Annotated in this window: 14 protein-coding genes; 7 read left to right on the top strand and 7 right to left on the bottom strand. The window is 73.5% G+C overall.

The window, feature by feature from the left end; translation table 11 throughout:
* Window positions 1–70: 70 nt before the first annotated feature.
* The 6 genes from JOD49_RS14430 to JOD49_RS14455 form a co-directional block, all read right to left on the bottom strand.
* Window positions 71–643 carry a GNAT family N-acetyltransferase gene (locus tag JOD49_RS14430; protein WP_205307784.1) on the bottom strand — a complete coding sequence of 191 codons (573 nt, stop codon included), beginning with the start codon at window positions 641–643 and terminating at the stop codon, window positions 71–73.
* 158 nt (window positions 644–801) lie between these two features.
* Window positions 802–1,659 carry a 2-phospho-L-lactate guanylyltransferase gene (gene cofC / locus JOD49_RS14435; protein WP_205307785.1) on the bottom strand — a complete coding sequence of 286 codons (858 nt, stop codon included), beginning with the start codon at window positions 1,657–1,659 and terminating at the stop codon, window positions 802–804.
* Entirely contained in the window at window positions 1,656–2,588 is a 933-nt protein-coding gene (gene cofD / locus JOD49_RS14440) for a 2-phospho-L-lactate transferase (protein WP_307822559.1), read from the bottom strand. Before cofD ends, cofC begins: the two co-directional genes overlap by 4 nt.
* An 87-nt stretch (window positions 2,589–2,675) precedes the next feature.
* Window positions 2,676–3,389, bottom strand: coding sequence for a maleylpyruvate isomerase N-terminal domain-containing protein (locus JOD49_RS14445; protein WP_205307786.1), 714 nt, complete (start codon window positions 3,387–3,389; stop codon window positions 2,676–2,678).
* Between the two features lie 126 nt (window positions 3,390–3,515).
* Window positions 3,516–4,727: a homoserine O-acetyltransferase MetX gene (gene metX, locus JOD49_RS14450; protein WP_239525221.1), complete on the bottom strand. Its 1,212-nt coding sequence runs from the start codon at window positions 4,725–4,727 to the stop codon at window positions 3,516–3,518.
* 73 nt (window positions 4,728–4,800) lie between these two features.
* The gene (locus JOD49_RS14455; RefSeq protein WP_205307788.1) at window positions 4,801–6,165 is read right to left on the bottom strand and encodes a bifunctional o-acetylhomoserine/o-acetylserine sulfhydrylase; all 1,365 of its coding nucleotides are present in this window, start codon (window positions 6,163–6,165) and stop codon (window positions 4,801–4,803) included.
* A gap of 447 nt (window positions 6,166–6,612) precedes the next feature.
* Here JOD49_RS14455 and JOD49_RS14460 point away from each other — a divergent pair, with 447 nt between their 5' ends.
* Window positions 6,613–8,046, top strand: a complete 1,434-nt coding sequence (locus JOD49_RS14460; protein WP_205307789.1) for a C40 family peptidase — start codon at window positions 6,613–6,615, stop codon at window positions 8,044–8,046.
* A gap of 150 nt (window positions 8,047–8,196) precedes the next feature.
* Here JOD49_RS14460 and JOD49_RS14465 read toward each other — a convergent pair whose 3' ends face one another.
* Window positions 8,197–8,700 carry an inorganic diphosphatase gene (locus tag JOD49_RS14465; RefSeq protein ID WP_056645206.1) on the bottom strand — a complete coding sequence of 168 codons (504 nt, stop codon included), beginning with the start codon at window positions 8,698–8,700 and terminating at the stop codon, window positions 8,197–8,199.
* A 274-nt stretch (window positions 8,701–8,974) separates the two neighbouring features.
* Between JOD49_RS14465 and dacB the strand changes: the two genes are divergently transcribed.
* From dacB to folE, 6 genes are all read left to right on the top strand, one after another.
* A complete protein-coding gene (gene dacB / locus JOD49_RS14470) occupies window positions 8,975–10,381 on the top strand; it encodes a D-alanyl-D-alanine carboxypeptidase/D-alanyl-D-alanine endopeptidase (RefSeq protein WP_205307790.1) in 1,407 nt (468 codons plus the stop codon).
* A 60-nt stretch (window positions 10,382–10,441) separates the two neighbouring features.
* Window positions 10,442–11,563, top strand: coding sequence for an Rv3626c family coenzyme F420 biosynthesis-associated protein (locus tag JOD49_RS14475; protein WP_205307791.1), 1,122 nt, complete (start codon window positions 10,442–10,444; stop codon window positions 11,561–11,563).
* A 7-nt stretch (window positions 11,564–11,570) separates the two neighbouring features.
* A complete protein-coding gene (gene tilS, locus JOD49_RS14480) occupies window positions 11,571–12,803 on the top strand; it encodes a tRNA lysidine(34) synthetase TilS (RefSeq protein WP_205307792.1) in 1,233 nt (410 codons plus the stop codon).
* Window positions 12,804–12,808: 5 nt separating this feature from the next.
* The gene (gene hpt / locus JOD49_RS14485; protein ID WP_030144051.1) at window positions 12,809–13,363 is read left to right on the top strand and encodes a hypoxanthine phosphoribosyltransferase; all 555 of its coding nucleotides are present in this window, start codon (window positions 12,809–12,811) and stop codon (window positions 13,361–13,363) included.
* 234 nt (window positions 13,364–13,597) lie between these two features.
* On the top strand, window positions 13,598–15,652 hold the full coding sequence (gene ftsH, locus JOD49_RS14490) for an ATP-dependent zinc metalloprotease FtsH (RefSeq protein ID WP_205307793.1): 2,055 nt from the start codon (window positions 13,598–13,600) through the stop codon (window positions 15,650–15,652).
* Between the two features lies 1 nt (window position 15,653).
* Entirely contained in the window at window positions 15,654–16,265 is a 612-nt protein-coding gene (folE, locus tag JOD49_RS14495) for a GTP cyclohydrolase I FolE (RefSeq protein WP_372441312.1), read from the top strand.
* Window positions 16,266–16,268: the final 3 nt, after the last annotated feature.

The raw sequence follows: 16,268 nt of genomic DNA on the forward strand, positions 1-16,268 counted from the left end.
CCCCGGCCCTCGACAGATCTGTCAGAACGAGCGTGACCTCGAGGGCTCGCTCGTTCTGACACGTGGGGGATCAGCGCAGGTCGAGCCGCATGAGCACGCGAGGGAACCCGTTGAGCACCGAGTCGGTCGTCGCGGCCTGCGTGAACCCGGCGTCCTCGAAGAGCTTCTTGGTGCCCGCGTAGGCCATGGTCAGGTCGATCTTCTTCCCCTGGTTGTCGAGCGGGTACCCCTCGACGGCGGGCGCCCCGTACTCACGGGCGAAGGCGACCGCGCCCTTCAGCAGGTGGTGCGAGATGCCCGACCCGCGGTGGCCCGGGCGCACCCGCACGCACCACACCGACCACACGTCGAGGTCGTCGACGTGCGGGATCTTGCGGTTGCGGGCGAAGGCCGTGCCGGCGCGCGGGTGCACGGCAGCCCAGCCGACGACCTCGTCCCCGTCGTAGGCGAGCACGCCGGGCGGCGGGTCCTGGCGGCAGAGCTCCTCGACGAGCGCGCCGCGGTCGGGACCGACGAGCGCGACGTTCTCCTTCGAGGGCAGGCGGTAGCTCAGGCACCAGCACACGTTCGCGTCGGGCCGCCTGGGCCCCACCATCGTGCGCACGTCGGCGAACTCCGTCGCGGGCCGCACCTCGATCACCATGCCGCCACGATGCCACCGGCCGCTCCCGCCTGCTTGTCAGAACGAGCGTGGCCACCGGTGCTCGCTGGCTCTGACACGTCGGCATCCTGTGAGGAGCTGTCAGAACGAGCGTGACCTCCGCTGCTCGCGTGCTCTGACAACCTGGCGGAGCGGCGGTGTCAGCTCCGGTGGGCCCGGTCCATGGCGCGGTGCAGGTCCGCGAGCTCGTCGCGGGCTCGTACGTCGCCCGGGAGCTCGGACCAGTCGTCGAGCGTGTCGAGGTCCACCGCGGTCCCGGTCCGCTGCACGACGACGGCGCGCACGCCCCGTCGCTCGGCCTCGGCCAGGTGCGCCTCGAGGCTCCCGACGCCGAAGCGGAACGTGAACGGTGCCTCGGCGTCGAGCACCAGGAGGTTGGTGCCCGAGCGCGTCCGGTCGGTCGCGACGACGACCGGGGCGTCCTCGGCGAGCAGGGTGTCGACGTCCTCGGCCGTGAGCGCCGGGAGGTCGGCGTGGGCGACCAGGAGCCGGACCGGTCGCACGGCCGTGGCGCCCGCACCTTGGCCCGCCAGGTCGGCCGCGAGGCTCGCGACGATCTCCCGCCCGACGACGAGCGCGGCGTTCAGACCCGGGCGGCTCGCGGGCTGCAGGACGATCTGGAGGCGGCCGGGACCGCCGCCCTCGGCGCTGTCGCCGTCCCCCTCGGCGGGAGTGCCGGTCACCGTCGGCGTGGCCGCCTCGTCCAGCGGCGGCGCCACGGGCTCGACCAGGCTGCCCAGCGCGCGCCACGTGAACCGCGGGTCGGACGTCACGACCAGCACCCGCTCGACGGCCTCGCTCGCGAGCAGCGTCCCGACGACGTGGCGCGCGAGCGTCGCGATCAGCCGGCTGCGTTCGGCCGGGTCGAGCACGGTCGCGAGCCGTGACTTGCCCGAGGACCCGTCGCGCAGCGGCACCACGGCGACGGCACGCTGCCGGACGGGGGACGCACCCGCCGCACCCGTGCCCGTGGGGCGAGCGGCGCCGTCGGGCGTCATGCCGATGCCGCGAGCAGCTCGCGTGCCAGGCGCTCGCGGCCCTGCGCCCCGCCCATGACGGTGTCCGTCACGAGGACCTCGAGGCCCAGGGCCTCGATCGCGGGCGCGAGGTCGCGGTCGGCCTCGTCGACGCACATGACGTCGACCAGCCCCACGTACAGGCGGGCGACGCCGAGCGCCGAGACGTCGTGCCCCAGGCTCGCGAGGACCGACGCCGCCGGGCCCTTGAGCGCGCGGCCGCCGACGATCGGGCTCACCGCGACGCGGCGGGCCGTCGAGGACGCGAGGGCGTCGCGGACACCGGGCACGCTCAGGATCGGCTCGATCGACAGGAACGGGTTCGACGGCGCCACGACCAGCAGGTCCGCCCCCGAGACCGCGTCGAGCACGCCCGGGGCCGGGGTCGCCTGCGCGGCGCCCACGAACGTCAGACCCAGGACCTCGTCGCGGTGCTGGCGGGCGACGAAGTACTCCTGGAAGCCCAGCGACCCGTCGGCGGTCTCCACGACGGTGGCCACGAGGTCGTCCGTCATGGGCAGCAGGCGCGAGCGCACGCCGAGCGAGGCCGTGAGCTGGGCCGTGACCTCGGTCAGCGTCGCCCCCGCACGCAGGCGGGACGTGCGCACCACGTGGGTCGCGAGGTCCTTGTCTCCCAGCGTGAACCACGTGTCCTCGCCCAGGCGTCGCATGGCCTCGAGCGTCGCGTAGGTCTCCCCGGCCAGGCCCCATCCGCGCACGTCGTCCGCGAGCCCCGCGAGCGTGTACGTCACGGTGTCGAGGTCCGGGCTGATCGCGAGGCCGTGCAGCTCGACGTCGTCGGCCGTGTTGACCACGACCGTGAGGTCGGCCCCCGCGAGCTCCATGCCGTGGGCGAGCTTCGCGCCACCCACACCGCCTGCCAGGACCGTCACCCGCACGTCGTTCACCACCGGACGAGCATAGTTGGGGCGGCAAGGATCGGTGGGCGTGCCGAGGTCTGCGCCAGTCTCCGTGGCGGCGTGGCGCGGCGGCGACCCTCAGAGCAGCGGCAGCATGCGCCCCAGGTCCGGGACCGAGTCCGACGTGTGGAGCGGGGCGAGCGCGCGGGCCAGGTCGTCGACGTCGTAGGGGACACGGCCCGTCGCGAGGCGGACCCACAGGCGAGGGTCGACGACCTCGAGGCTCCAGCCGCCGCGCGTCACGACGATGCGCAGCAGCTCGGCCGCGACCAGGTCCAGGGCGCCGCGGTCGACGGCCTTCTCGGTGACACCCGGCAGGCTGCGCTCCAGGTCGTCGGCGTGCACGACGAGCTCGATCAGTCGCGAGACCACCATGTCACGCAGCGTGATGGGGCCGCGGCGGGCCTGGACCACGGTCTCGGTCGGGGCGAGCTCGTCGAGGCGGGCGAACGCGCGCCGGGCGTACCCGGAGACGGCGGCCAGGCGGTCCGCCGCGATCTCCTCGTCGAGGGCCCTGGTCACCTGGGCGATCTGCTCGGCGCGCTCGGGGTACGTGCCCAGGTACTCGGCGAGCGTCAGAGGGTTGGTCCCGGGAGCCACGGGGCCCGCGGCGACGAGCGCGTCCATGGCGCGCCCCAGGTGCGACACGAGCTCGCCCACGGTCCAGCCGGTCAGGACGCTGGGCTGGTCCACGGCGTCGTCGAGGGTGTCGTCGAGCGACCCGAGCCACTTCTCCAGGCGGTCCCACTGGGCGTGGAGGGCTGCGGTGGCCTCGGTCAGGTCTGCGGTCATGGGGACATCGTGCCCGGTCGTCGGGTCGGACGTCACGCACGGTGCGCTGGGTGGACGCCCTGAGGGTGCCCTGAGGGTGCGCAGCAGGCCGTGCCGGGTTGGCAGCAGCCCGTCTGCCGCCTGTGCTCAGACTTGCGCGCGCTCCCCGAGGAACTGCGTGACCATGGGGCCGAGCTGGTCGAACTCGATGAGGAACCCGTCGTGCCCGAACTCCGAGTGCAGGAGCCGCAGGGGTTGCGCGCCCGGGATGCCCTGGGCGATCCGCTCCGAGTGCTCGGGGAGGAACAGGCGGTCGGTGTCGACGGCCACGACGAGCGCGCGCGCCGTGATCTGGCCCAGGGCCGCGTCGATGCCACCGCGGTCGCGGCCCAGGTCGTGCGTCAGCATGGACTCGGTCAGCACGACGTAGGAGTTCGCGTCGAAGCGGCGCGAGAGCTTGTCACCGTGGTGGTCCAGGTAGGACTGGACGGCGTAGCGCCCGTCGGTGAACGGGTCCTCGCCGCCCTGCGGCAGGCGGCCGAAGCGCTCGTCGAGCTCGCGGGCGCTGCGGTAGGTCGCGTGCGCGATCTGCCGAGCGATGCCCAGGCCCACGTGCGGGCCCTGGTCGTCGGGCACGTCGTAGTAGTCGCCGCCACGGTACTGCGGGTCGGCGCGGATGGCGCCGAGCTGCGGGTGGGCCCACGCGATCTGGTCGCCCGACGTCTGGGCGCCCGACGCGATGACCGCGACGGACTCGACCGTGATGCCGGCCTCGGGGCCGAGGATCGCCCACTCGAGCACGCGCAGGCCGCCCATGGACGCACCGATCACGAGCTCCCACGACGAGATGCCCAGGGCGCGTGCGAGCTCGATCTCGACCGCGACCTGGTCGCGGGTCGTGACGCGCGGGAAGCGCCCTCCCCACGGCCGGCCGTCGGGGGCCGCCGAGGCGGGTCCCGTGGTGCCCTGGCAGCCGCCGAGCACGTTGGGCGCGACGACGAAGTACCGGTCGGTGTCGATCGGGGCGCCCGGTCCGACCATGGCCTCCCACCAGCCCGGCGACAGGTGCCCCGGCCCGGTCGGTCCGACGACGTGCGAGTCCCCGGTCAGGGCGTGCAGCACGAGGACCGCGTTGGAGCCGTCGGGAGCGAGCGTGCCCCAGGTCTCGTACGCGACGCGCACGTCCGGGAGCCTGCCCCCGGCCTCGAGGTCGAATGTACCGACGTCCGCGAAGAGGCGAGCTCCGGCGTCGTCCCCCTCACGCCACGCGGCCGAGGCCGGGACGGGCGCCTTGGCCCGCGCGCGCGAGTCCGACCCGCGCAGCGGGCGCGGGGACGCGGAAGGAGAGGGAGAGGTCATCGCCGTCCACTGTACGGCCGGGGCACCGGGGGTGCCCCGGCCGTCCAGAATCGTCATCGCGTGTCCCGGCGTCCTACTCCGCCGCGACCGAGGCAGCGGTCGCGGCGTCGGACCCCAGCACGGCCTTCGCGGCGGTGAATCCCGCCTCGAGGTCCGCGAGGATGTCGTCGACGTGCTCGATCCCGACCGACAGGCGGACGAGGCCCGGCGTGACGCCGGCCTTGACCTGCTCCTCGGGGCTGAGCTGGGCGTGCGTCGTGGACGCCGGGTGGATGACGAGCGAGCGGACGTCGCCGATGTTGGCGACGTTCGAGTGGAGCGAGAGCGCCGAGACGAACGCCTGGCCGGCCTCGGCCCCGCCGTCGAGCTCGAACGTGACGATCGCGCCCGCACCGCGCGGCGTGTACTTCTGCGCGTTGGCGTACCAGGGGCTCGACGGGAGGCCCGCGTAGCCGACCGACACGACGTCGTCGCGCGACTCGAGCCAGGCCGCGACCGTCTTGGCGTTCTCGACGTGGCGCTCGACGCGCAGCGACAGGGTCTCGATGCCCTGGGCGATGAGGAACGCGTTGAAGGGCGAGATGGCCGACCCCAGGTCCCGCAGGAGCTGGACGCGCGCCTTGAGGATGTACGCGAGGTTCGCGCCGAGGATGCCGTCCACGCCCAGGTCACGGGCGTACACGATCCCGTTGTAGCTGGGGTCGGGGGTGTTGAAGCTCGCGAACCGCTCGGGGTCCTTCGAGAAGTCGAAGTTGCCGGAGTCGACGATCACGCCGCCGATCGCCGAGCCGTGCCCGCCGAGGTACTTGGTCGCGGAGTGGATGACGATGTCCGCGCCGAACTCGATGGGGCGCAGCAGGTAGGGCGTCGCGACCGTGTTGTCCACGATGAGCGGGACGCCGACCTCGTGCGCGGCGGCGGCCACGGCCTCGATGTCGAGGATGTCGGCCTTCGGGTTGGGGATGGTCTCGGCGAAGAACGCCTTGGTGTTCGGGCGGGCCGCGTCGCGCCATGCCTGCGGGTCGTGCGGGTCGGTGACCCACGTGGTCTCGATGCCGAGCTTGGCGAGCGAGTACTGGAGCAGGTTGTACGTGCCGCCGTACAGCGACGGGCTGGCCACGACGTGGTCGCCCGCCTCGGCGACGTTGAGGATCGCGAACGTCGTCGCGGCCTGGCCCGACGCGAGGAGGAGTGCGCCGACGCCGCCCTCGAGGTTGGCGATGCGGTTCTCGACGACCTCGGCGGTCGGGTTGCCGATGCGCGTGTAGATGGGGCCGAGGTCCTTGAGGGCGAAGCGGTCGGCGGCGACGCCCGCGTCGGGGAAGACGAACGACGTGGTCTGGTAGATCGGCAGCGCGCGGGCCCCGGTGGTGGGGTCGGGCGTCTGGCCGGCGTGGATCTGGCGGGTCTCGAAGGACCAGCGGGGCTCGGTGCTCATGGTGGCTCCTTGGGGGTGCGGGGGAGGGAGCCGCAGGTGCGTCCGGTGGCCTGGTTCCGGGGCGGTCCGCGGCGGGGCAGTGAGGGGACTGGTGCGCACGCGGTGGGCGGGTCCGGCCGGACGTCGGGGGCTGCGGCTGACGGTCGTCGTCAGGTCGCCGGTCCGAGGTGGGTCCGGGTGCCGCCCGCAGGGCAGGCGAACGTGCGCTGGGGGTCAGCTACACATTCGGCGGCAGGTCATGTCCCGAGAGTAGGTCGGCATCTCATCCGGCGATACCCCCATCTCGCCATACGAGACCCCGGGGTCGATCTTCACCCCTGCTCGGCGCCTCTTCACCCGTGTACCGAGTCGCCGCCTCGCAGACCGCCGGAGAGACTGGACGTCCGCCGCCCTCGCGGCCCCGGCCGCCGGTGCGGCCGACAGCCCCCGACGACGCATAGGAGGAGCGTGACGCTCCCGCAGCCTTCCCCTCAGCAGGAACCACCGGCCCGACGACGTCGCGCGCCCCAGGACCCCGGCGCGTCTCGCGGCGCGGGTCGGTTGGCGCTCGTGGCCGCGCTCGCCGTGACGCTCACGGGAGGTGTCGTGCCGGTCGCGGAGGCAGAGCCTCCGAGCGACGACGACGTCCGCTCCGCCCAGCAGGACGAACGCGCGGTGTCCCAGCGCGTCGCCGACATCGAGGCCGACCTGGCCCGCCTCGCGGACCAGCAGGACGACGCCTGGATGCGTGCGGGCACCGCCGCCGAGGACGCGGGCGAGGCGCAGAGCGCGCTCGAGGCCGCGCAGGCCGAGGTCGAGGCCGCGCAGGCCGCGCTCGCGACGGCCGAGGCCGGCGAGGCGGAGGCACGCTCCGCGATGGGGGCGACCTACCGCGCGTCCCGTCAGTCCGGTGGGTCGCTCGACACCTTGCGCGTCGTGCTCGACGCCGAGGCGCTCGACCAGATCGTCCAGTCCGAGCAGGCTCAGCGGCTCACGGGTCGCAAGGTCCAGACGGTCGCCGACGGGCACCGCACGGCGCGGGCGCTGGCCGACTCGGCACGGGCCCGGTCGGTCGCCGCCCAGGAGGCGCGGTCCGCGGCGAGCGAGCAGGCCGAGCGGGCCTACACCGAGGCGCTCGAGGCCCAGCAGGACATCGACGGCGCCGTCCGTGCGGCCGCCGCGCGTCGCGACGAGCTCCTCGCCGACCTCGCCGCAGCCCGGTCCACGACCGTCGAGGTCGAGCGGGAACGCCAGGACGCGCTCGATGCCGAGCGGCGGCGGGCCGCCGAGGCGCAGGCCCAGGCCGACCGTGGTGGCCAGGGCGTGCCCGCGCCCGGCGCAGGCGGCTCGACGACGGCACCGCCCGCGGGCGGTGTCCCCCCGGTGACGCCTCCGGTGACCCCTCCCGTCGCGCCCCCCGTGACGCCGCCGGTCACACCTCCCGTGACGCCTCCGGTGACCCCACCCGTCACGCCGCCGGTCACGCCTCCGGTGACCCCACCCGTCACGCCCCCCGTCACGCCGCCCGACACGGGCGCGGCCAAGGGCGAGGCCGCCGTCGCGTGGGCGCGCACGAAGATCGGCGCCGACTACCTCTGGGGCGGCACGGGCCCGGCCTACGACTGCTCGGGGCTGACCTCCCAGGCCTGGTCGAGCGTCGGGGTGAACATCACCCGGACCTCGCGCTCGCAGTACGCGCGGGTCGCCAAGATCGCCTACAGCCAGCTCAGGCCCGGCGACCTCATCTTCTACGGCACGAACCCCCAGGACCCGAGCACGATCTGGCACGTGGCCATGTACGTCGGGAACGGTCAGATGATCGAGGCCATCTACGAAGGGAAGCCGGTGCAGATCAGCGCCGTGCGCTGGAAGAGCACCATGCCGTACGCGGGGCGGCCCTGAGCGGTCTGCCCGGTCCGAGCGACGGGACCAGCGGTACCACCGGGACCGGAGAGCGGGGCCGCCGGCCACCCGCCGGCCACGCACGAAGGCCCGGCCTCCCGAGAGGGAGGCCGGGCCTTCGAGGCGTCCGGCCGTGCCGGACGACGCAGGTCAGTGACCGGGGGTGTGGTACCCGCTGTCGATCGCGCGCTGGATGGAACGCTCGATCTCTGCCTCGGCCTCGGTGCGACCGGTCCAGTGGGCGCCCTCGACGGACTTGCCCGGCTCGAGGTCCTTGTAGACCTCGAAGAAGTGCTGGATCTCGAGACGGTGGAAGTCCGACACGTCGTCGATGTCCTGGCGCCACGCAGCGCGCTGGTCACCGGTGGGAACGCACAGGACCTTGTCGTCGCCCCCGGCCTCGTCGCGCATGCGGAACATGCCGAGCGCGCGGCAACGGATCAGGCAGCCGGGGAACGTGGGCTCCTCGAGCAGGACCAGGGCGTCCAGCGGGTCGCCGTCCTCGCCGAGGGTGCCCTCGATGAAGCCGTAGTCGTCCGGGTAGCGCGTCGAGGTGAACAGCATGCGGTCAAGGCGGATGCGACCTGTCGCGTGGTCGACCTCGTACTTGTTGCGCTGGCCCTTCGGGATCTCGATCGTGACGTCGAACTCCACTGTTCTCCTCCAGTTGAACCGGCTCACCCGCTCGGTCGCGGTGTGGCGGTCGTGAATCGGCTGTCGTGCGCACGCGGCCCCGGCCGTTCCGGCCGGTGAACCCGGCCGGGTGGTGTGGACCACGAGGTATCAGGCCAGCATGCGCCCTCTAGTGTGACACGAACGTTCTCGGTCGGCGGTGGCCGGACCCAGAGGACTCTGCGGTTCCTGGGTGATAATGCGCACGTGAGCGGCGCACTCCTGCGCGCCGACGGCAGGAGGGACGAGGGACGACATGGGTTGGGTGGCACGGACCGGGATCACCGTGGGGATCGTGGTGGTCCTCGCGGGCGGCTACCTGACGGCCGACGCGTACGACGTGGTTCCCGGCGTCCTGACGACGGCTCCCGCGGTGGCCCCCGCGGCCCCGTTCCCGGTTCCTCCCGGCGCCGTGGACTCGGGCTCACCTGCGCAGACGCTGCCCGCCCTCGACGAGTCGGCCCCGCTGCCGGATGCCGCGGCGATCTCCGCGTCGCTCGACGCGCTGGTCAAGGACACGCGCCTGGGAGGCCGGGTGGGCGGGGTCGTGCTGGACCGGATCACGGGGGAGGTGCTCGCGCAGAGCGGCGCCGACACCCTCATGGTTCCGGCCTCGACCCAGAAGATCCTCACGGCCGCCGCGGCCCTCGCCTCCCCGGGGCCCGAGGTGACGCTCACCACGAAGGTCGTCGAGGTCGACGCCGGCACGATCGCGCTCGTCGGCGGCGGCGACATGATGCTCGCGGCGCAGGCGGGTGACCCGTTGGCCGTCAACGGCCGGGCCGGGATGGCCGACCTGGCCGCCCAGGTCGCGGACAAGCTCAAGGTCACGGGGCGCACGACCGTGCGTCTCGTGGTCGACGACCGGTACTTCTCGGGTCCGACGGTCAGCCCGTCGGTGTTCCCCGGCAACGTCGCGGCGGGCTACGTCGCGCCCGTGACGTCGGTCGCCGTCGACATCGCGAGGCTCAGCGACGCGGAGTACGCCAAGCGCAGCCCGGACCCGTCCGTCGCGGCGGCCCAGGTGCTCGCACAGCGCCTCACCGAGCAGGGCATCACGATCGACGGCGCCCCGGTCCGCGGCGAGTCCGCGTCGGCCGCCAAGGTGCTCGGATCGGTCGAGTCCGCCCCCTTGGGCGAGGTCGTCGCGTACTTCCTCCAGCACTCGGACAACACCATCACCGAGGTCGTGGGGCGCGTCGTCGCGATCGACGCCGGGTTGCCCGCGACCTTCGACGGTGCCACGCAGGCCGTCGGCGCGAGCGTCTCCCGCCTCGGGGTGGACCTCACGGGGGCCGTCCTCGCGGACTGCTCCGGCCTGGGTGACGGGTCCGCCGTCTCGGCCGCGCAGCTCGCCGCCGTCGTCGACCTCCTGGCCGACCCGGCGCAGCCGGGGCTGCGCGCCGGGGCCGTGGGGCTGCCCGTCGCGGGTCTGTCCGGGACGCTCGACGACCGGTACCTCGCGTCGCCCGGGCGCGGCGTGGTCCGGGCCAAGACGGGGAGCCTGCCGAACGTGACGTCGCTCGCGGGCACCGTCGTCACCGCGCAGGACCGCCAGCTCGTGTTCGTGGTCCTCGCGGACGCGCTGCCTCCGGGCGGTGGGTACGGCGCGCGTCAGCTCATGGACGGGTTCGTCGGCAGCCTGGTGGGCTCGGCGGGCTGACCCGGCGCCCGCCGTCGGGCCGGGCGCCGCCCGCACCCGGGCACGGGCTACGGTGGGGCGATGACGTCTTCCGTGGTCGGCGCGCCGCTCGTCGACTGGACCTCTGCCGCGCAGATCGCCGCCCGCGTCGCACCTCCGGGTCCGACGGCCTCACGCGATGAGCTCGCCGCGCTCGTGGCGGGCCTGCGGGACGCGGCGTCGGCGGCAGTGCCGCACGTCCTGCGGGTCACGGGGATGACGCCCGCCGACCCGGCAGGGAGCCCGGAGGCCGCCCGGACCGAGACCGCGGCGCTCTCGCGGGTGTACGTCGTCGACCGGTCGCGCTGGGCCCGGGCCAACACCGAGGTCATGGCGAGCCTGACCGACGGTGTCGCGGACTCCCTCACGGGTGGGGGCGACAAGCCCGTGTCGGCGACCACGGCGCTCGTCGGGGCGGCGCAGGTGGGGGCCGTCCTGGCCGCGCTCTCGAGCCGCGTGCTGGGCCAGTTCGACCCCTACAGCGCGCACGGCACGCCCGGTCGGGGTCGGCTTCTCCTCGTCGCGCCGAACGTCCTGCAGCTCGAGCGCGACCTCGACCTGGTGCCCACGGACTTCCGCCTGTGGGTGTGCCTGCACGAGCAGACGCACGCGCTCCAGTTCGCGGCGGCCCCGTGGCTCGCGCAGCACCTGCGGGCCTCGGCCCGCGAGCTGCTCGTGGGTCTGTCCGAGTCGTCGAGGCAGCTCGCCGAGGCGCGCCTGCGCGACAAGCTCGCGACCGCCGGCGGCGTGGTCCTGCGGGCCGTGCGCGGTCAGGAGGGCGGCGTCGCCCACGGGCTGCTCACGCCCGACCAGCGGCGCTCCCTCGAGGAGGTGTCGGCCGTCATGGCGCTCCTGGAGGGCCACGCCGACGTCATGATGGACGCGGTCGGGCGCGCGACCGTCCCCACGGTCCGCCGGATCCGGGCCCAGTTCGAGGCGCGCCGCGACGGGCAGGGCAGCAGCACGCTCGACACGGTCCTGCGCCGGTTCCTGGGCATGGACGCCAAGCTCGCCCAGTACCGGGACGGTGCGGCGTTCGTGCGCGGGGTCGAGAAGCAGGTGGGGCGCGACGGGCTCAACGCGGTCTGGTCGTCCCCTGAGCGCCTGCCGTCCGCCCGGGAGATCGCCGATCCTGGCGCCTGGGTGCGCCGGGTCCACGGCTGACGCGCCCGTGGTCGGTCCTCACCCCGCCGAGGCCGCGGCGCGTCGCGCCGTGCGCGGTACGGTCCGCGACCTCGCTCCCGGTGCGCTCGTGCTCGTGGCCTGCTCGGGCGGCGCGGACTCGCTCGCTCTCGCGGCCGCGACGGCCTTCGTCGCCTCGCGCGACGGGCTGCGAGCGGGGGCCGTCGTGGTCGACCACGGGCTGCAGGCGGGCAGTGCCGAGGTCGCGGCCGTCGCGGCGGCGCAGTGCCGCGCGCTCGGGCTCGCCCCGGTCGAGGTCCGGCGCGCCGACGTCGCGGGCAGGGGAGGGCTGGAGGCGGCGGCGCGCCACGCGCGCTACACGGTGCTCGACGACGTCGCGCGCGTCGCGGGGGCATCGGCCGTTCTCCTCGGGCACACCCTGGACGACCAGGCCGAGTCCGTGCTGCTGGGGCTCGCGCGCGGGTCGGGGGCCCGGTCGCTCGCGGGCATGGCCGCCGTGCGGGGTGCTTATCGGCGCCCGTTCCTGAGCCTGCGGCGGACCGACACCGAGGACGTGTGCACCGCGAACGGGCTGACGTGGTGGACCGACCCCACGAACGGGGGGCCCGCGGTCGTGACGTCCCCCGACCGTTCGGCGGACCCCAGCGGACCGGCGATGCGCCACGGCGCACCCCTGCCGCTGCGCTCGCAGGTGCGTGCGCGCGTGCTCCCCGTCCTCGAGGACGTCCTCGGACCGGGCGTCGCGGTCGCGCTCGCCCGGACGGCCGGCCTGCTCCGTGAGGACGCGGACCTGCTCGACGAGCTCGCGGGGCGGCTGCTCGACGAGGCCCGGGCCGCGGACCCGGCGGACCTCGCGGACCTCACGGACCTCACGGACCTCGCGGATCCGGCCGACCCGGTGGACCACAAGGACCCGGGAGCCGGGAACGGCGGGCGTCGCGGGGACGCGGAGCCCCGCACGAGCGTCGCGCCTGTGGTGCTCGACACCCAGGTGCTGCGGTCCGCCCCGGCCGCGCTCCGCCGTCGGGCACTGCGACGCGCCGCGACCGAGGCCGGGAGCCCGGCCGGTTCCCTCTTCGCGAGCCACGTCGCGACGCTCGACGCGATGATCACCGACTGGCGCGGCCAGGGGCCCGCGCACCTTCCCGGTGACGTCCGGGCACTGCGGACCCGTGGGAGACTCTTCCTACGGCCCGCGCATCCCCCCTCGCCCGAGCGAACCGTGCCCGCCGAGACCCCAGCAGAACCAGCACAGGAGTGAAACCCGTGGACTCATCCGACGTCGGCAACGACCTCGAGAACATCCTCCTCACCGAGGACCAGCTCCGCGGGAGGCTGGTGGAGCTCGCCGAGCAGATCGACCGCGACTACGCGGGCAAGGACCTCCTGCTCGTCGGCGTGCTCAAGGGCGCGGTCATGGTCATGGCGGACCTCGCCCGCCTGTTGCACCACGACGTCGAGATGGACTGGATGGCCGTCTCGTCGTACGGGTCGGGCACCAAGTCCTCGGGTGTCGTGCGCATCCTCAAGGACCTCGACGCCGACCTCACGGGCCGTCACGTGCTCATCGTGGAGGACATCATCGACTCGGGCCTGACGCTGTCGTGGCTGCTGTCGAACCTGCGCAGCCGCGGCCCGGCCTCGGTCGAGGTCGCCGCGATGCTCCGCAAGCCCGACGCCGCGAAGACCGAGGTCGACGTGCGCTACATCGGCTTCGACATCCCCAACGAGTTCGTCGTGGGCTACGGCCTGGACTACGCGGAGAAGTACCGCAACCTGCCGTTCGTGGGCACGCTCGCCCCGCACGTCTACTCCTCCTGACACGCTTGCCAGTACCCGGACGGTGACGCGAGGCAGGGCCACGACCGACCGTCGTGCGCCCACCTCGCCCCACCGTCCGGGTGCCCGCGGCCTCGGCCGCCACCCTGTGCGGACGTCGCTCGTCGAAGCCACGCCCTGGGCGAACAGACCAGCCAACTGCCAGGTTGTGCGTGTAACTTCACTGGCGGAACCATTGCGCGAGTGGAGGGATACGGGGAATCGTCCCCGTCGCCGATGAACATCAAGAAGATTCTCAGCGGACCGATCATCTGGATCGTCGTGGGCCTGGCGATCCTCGGGATCGCCTTCATGGCGCTGTCCGGGCCCAGCGTCCACCGTGTCGACACCTCGACGGGGCTCGAGCTCCTCCAGGACGACAAGGTCGAGCAGGCCCTCATCGTCGACGGCGACCAGCGGGTCCAGCTGACCCTCAAGGAGAACTACGAGGTCGACGGCAAGTCCCAGGGCAAGAGCGTGGAGTTCTTCTACGTCGCCCCCCAGGGCGAGGCCGTCGTGAACGCCGTCACGGAGGCGGACCCCCCGAAGGGCTACAACTCCGAGATCGCGCGTCCCTCGTTCCTCGCGTCGGCGCTCTCGCTCATCCTGCCGTTCCTCATCATCGGACTGGTCTTCTGGTTCCTGCTGTCCCGCATGCAGGGCGGCGGCTCCAAGGTCATGGGCTTCGGCAAGTCCAAGGCCAAGCTCGCGTCCAAGGACACCCCGCAGGTGACGTTCGCCGACGTCGCCGGTGCGGACGAGGCCGTCGAGGAGCTCCACGAGATCAAGGAGTTCCTCGCCGAGCCCGACAAGTTCCAGGCCGTGGGCGCCAAGATCCCCAAGGGCGTGCTCCTCTACGGGCCTCCCGGAACCGGCAAGACCCTCCTGGCCCGCGCGGTCGCGGGAGAGGCGGGCGTGCCGTTCTACACGATCTCCGGCTCGGACTTCGTCGAGATGTTCGTCGGCGTCGGCGCGAGCCGCGTGCGCGACCTGTTCCAGCAGGCCAAGGAGAACTCCCCGGCCATCATCTTCGTCGACGAGATCGACGCGGTGGGCCGTCACCGCGGTGCCGGCATGGGTGGTGGGCACGACGAGCGCGAGCAGACCCTGAACCAGCTCCTCGTCGAGATGGACGGGTTCGACGTCAAGGCCAACGTCATCCTCATCGCGGCGACGAACCGCCCCGACATCCTCGACCCCGCGCTCCTGCGTCCCGGCCGCTTCGACCGGCAGATCGCGGTCGAGGCCCCCGACCTCAAGGGCCGCGAGGCGATCCTCGCGGTGCACGCGCAGGGCAAGCCGATCGTCCCCGAGATCGACCTGGCCGCCGTCGCGCGGCGCACCCCCGGCTTCACGGGGGCGGACCTCGCGAACGTGCTCAACGAGGCCGCGCTGCTCACCGCGCGCTCGGGCGCACAGCTCATCGACGACCGAGCCCTCGACGAGGCCATCGACCGCGTCATCGCCGGCCCGCAGAAGCGGACCCGCGTGATGAACGTCAAGGAGCAGAAGATCACGGCGTACCACGAGGGCGGTCACGCCCTGGTCGCCGCGGCCATGCGCTACACGGACCCGGTCACCAAGGTGACGATCCTGCCGCGCGGACGCGCCCTGGGCTACACCATGGTCATGCCGCTCGAGGACAAGTACTCCACGACGCGCAACGAGCTGCTCGACCAGCTCGCCTACGCGATGGGCGGCCGCGTCGCCGAGGAGCTCGTGTTCCACGACCCCACCACGGGCGCCTCGAACGACATCGAGAAGGCGACCGCGATCGCCAAGAAGATGGTCACCGAGTACGGCATGAGCGAGCGCGTCGGCGCGATCAAGCTCGGCACGGGCTCGGGAGAGCCCTTCATGGGCCGCGACATGGGCCACACGCGCGACTACTCCGAGTCGGTCGCCGGCACGGTCGACCACGAGGTGCGACGCCTCGTCGAGGCCGCGCACGACGAGGCGTGGGAGGTGCTCGTCCAGTACCGCGACGTGCTCGACCACCTGGTCCTGGAGCTCCTCGAGAAGGAGACGCTGAACCAGGCCGAGCTCGCCGCGATCTTCGCGCCGGTCGTCAAGCGCGACCCGCGCGAGGTCTGGCTCTCGAGCGAGCAGCGCGCCGTGTCGCACCGTCCGCCGGTCCTGACCGACGCCGAGAAGGCCGCGATGCCGAAGGACCCGCTGGGGCAGCCCATCGTCGTCCCGCAGGACGAGGCCGCGGCCGCGAGCGACGAGCTCCCGCCCGAGCGCATCGGCGAGGTCCCCGCGGACCGCGTGGTCGACGACGGGCAGGTCTGACGTGACCACGAGGGCCGAGCAGGGCCTGCGGGCCGCTGCCGACGTCCCCGCGTACGACGAGGAGCGGGCGAGCGCCGCGGTGCGCGAGCTCCTCCTCGCCGTGGGGGAGGACCCGGACCGGGAGGGGCTCCGGGAGACCCCTGCCCGCGTGGCCCGCGCCTACCGCGAGATCTTCGCGGGCCTGCGCCAGGAGCCCGCCGACGTCCTGACCACCATGTTCGACCTGGGCCACGAGGAGATGGTGCTGGTCAAGGACATCGAGGTCTACTCGACGTGCGAGCACCACCTGGTGCCCTTCCACGGGGTCGCGCACGTGGGGTACATCCCCAACGCCGACGGTCGCATCACGGGCCTGTCCAAGCTGGCCCGGCTGGTCGACGTGTACGCGCGCCGCCCTCAGGTCCAGGAGCGGCTCACGTCGCAGATCGCCGACGCCCTGGTCGAGCACCTCGAGCCGCGCGGCGTGATCGTCGTGGTCGAGTGCGAGCACCTGTGCATGTCCATGCGGGGCGTCCGCAAGCCGGGATCCCGGACCGTCACGTCCGCGGTCCGCGGCCAGATGCGCGACGGCGCCACGCGTGCCGAGGCCATGAGCCTGATCATCGGACGGTAGGCA

It is taken from the genome of Oerskovia jenensis (genome assembly GCF_016907235.1).
GTDB lineage: Bacteria > Actinomycetota > Actinomycetes > Actinomycetales > Cellulomonadaceae > Oerskovia > Oerskovia jenensis.